Source organism: Corallococcus exercitus, assembly GCF_003611585.1.
GTDB classification, from domain to species: domain Bacteria; phylum Myxococcota; class Myxococcia; order Myxococcales; family Myxococcaceae; genus Corallococcus; species Corallococcus exercitus.
In genome coordinates, this window is the sequence record NZ_RAVW01000737.1 from 1 (window position 1) to 2,112 (window position 2,112).

Sequence of the window (2,112 nt, forward strand, 5' to 3'; positions counted from 1 at the left end):
CCCCCGGGCTGCCCCTTCAACGCTGAGTTCCTGCCGCCCAACCTGCGCAAGCACGTGGACCCCAACGCCCCCGTGCCCCTGCGGATGATGGCGGCCAAGTCGCTGGTGCCGCTCAACCCGTCGGACATGCTGGGCGCCCTCTACATGCTCACGTTCGACCCGGACGCGAACGTGCGCGAGACGGCCGCCAAGACGAGCGCGGCGCTGCCGGAGCGCATCCTCGGCTCCGCGCTGCGCGACGAGGGCGTGCAGCCGCCCGTGCTGGGCTACTTCCTGGGCCTGCTCAAGGACAAGGAAGCCTACGCGGAGATGCTCGTCCTCAACTCGGAGACGCCGGACGACGCCGTGTCCGCGGTGGCGTCCTCGTGCAGCCCGAAGGTGGCGGAGATCATCTCCCAGAACCAGCTGCGTCTGCTGCGCAACGAGGACATCATCCGCAACCTGTGCGCCAACCCCGGCGTCCCCGCGTCGCTCGTGGACAGCATCTGCGACTTCGCGGTGCGCAGCGGCCTGGTGCTGGCGGACGTGCCCGCGATGCAGGCCGCCCGCGTGCGCATCTACGGCCCGCAAGCCGCCGCCGCGCCGCCGGACCCCGGCCCCACCGCGGAGGAGGTCCTCCAGGAGCTGGGCACGGAGGCGCAGTCCGAGGACGCCGCTCCCATGGAGGAGGGCAAGCGCCTGACGCTCGCGCAGCGCATCATGAAGATGTCCATCGCGGAGAAGATCAAGCTGGGCACGCTGGGCAACAAGGAGGCCCGCTCCGCCCTCATCCGCGACACCAACAAGCTCGTCTGCGTGGCCGTCATCCGCAGCCCCCGCATCACCGACGGCGAGGTGCTCGCGTGCGCCGCGAACCGCGCCATCAACGAGGACGTGCTGCGCGTCATCTACAACAACCGCGAGTGGACGAAGATGCAGAAGGTGAAGCTCGCGCTGGTGAAGAACCCCAAGGTGCCGCTCACCGTCACCATGAAGTTCCTCAACACGCTGCGCGACGCGGAGCTGAAGGACCTGTCGCGCGACAAGAACGTGCCCGCCGCCGTGCAGTCCTTCGCCAAGAAGCTGCATGAAAAGAAAACGGCCCCCAAGAAGGAGGCCGGGAAGTAACGCGGAGGCTGGAGTGGGGGAGGGCGGTGTTCCGCGCCTTCCCCCGGGTGCTGCTTCAGGCCGCGGCTTCCTCGTCGGCGTCGTCGCCCACGGCGGTGCCCGGCTCGTCCAGCAGTTGCTGCGCGATGGCGAGCGCCTTCTTCGTCTTCTCGCGCAGCTTCTCGTCGCCCTTGATGCGCGCGTAGAGCTTCGTCACGCGCTCCTCGTTGCGCACCGCGGCCTGCTCCAGCTCGGTGATGCGCGCGCGCAGCCCGTCCGCTTCCGTGGCGGCCTGGGCGCTCTGGTTGGAGAGGTCCGCCTGGGCCTGCTCCAGCTGGCCGCGCAGCCCTTCCAGCTCGCCACGCAGGCCTTCCAGCTCGCCCTGCGCCGACTCCACCTGCGCGCGCAGCCCCTCGGCCTCCTCGCGCGCAGCCTGGAGGTCGGCGTCCTGCTGGGCCACCTGGGCGCGCAGCGATTCCGCCTCGCCCTGGAGCGCCTGGGCCTGGGCCTGGTGCTCGTCCAGCTCCGCCTGCAGCGCGCCCAGCTTCGCGGTGGCGCCGCGCGCCTCCTCCTTCGCGGTGGCCAGCTGCTGATCCACGCGCTTGCGCTCCGTGGTGAGCTGCTCCGTGCGCGAGGTGAGGGTCTTGATCTGCGCGTCGCGGCGGTTCAGCTCCTCCTCGGAGGTGGAGGCCTTCTGCTCCAGCTCCAGGTGCTGATCCTTCAGCTCGATGATCTCCTGGTCCTTCTGGTTCAGCTCCGACTTGAGGCGGAGGATCTCCTTGTCGCGCTTGTTGACGGTGTCACGCAGCGCGAAGGTGTCCTTGTCGCTCTTGCCGCTGGTGGAGCGGGAAGCCTCCAGCTCCGTCGCCTTCGCCTGGAGCTCGGACTCCAGCGACTGCACGCGCTCTTCCGCCTGCGTCGCCTGGCCGCGCGAGTCCTCCAGCGCGCTCTGCAGCTCCGCCACCTTCGCGCGCAGGTTGCGCAGCTCCGCCAGGTCCGCGGCCTCCTTGCCCGTGCGAACACCCG

At 70.0% G+C, this 2,112-nt stretch carries 1 protein-coding gene and 1 pseudogene; one reads left to right on the top strand and one right to left on the bottom strand.

Translation table 11 applies throughout. The features are described from left to right. A partial coding sequence (locus tag D7W79_RS41495; RefSeq protein WP_244222269.1) for a hypothetical protein occupies positions 1-1,107 on the top strand: 1,107 nt, incomplete at its 5' end. 55 nt (positions 1,108-1,162) lie between these two features. On the opposite strand, the pseudogene D7W79_RS41500 reads toward D7W79_RS41495, so the two are convergent. Continuing rightward, positions 1,163-2,112 (bottom strand): annotated as a pseudogene (locus tag D7W79_RS41500) (response regulator); the annotation flags it as partial.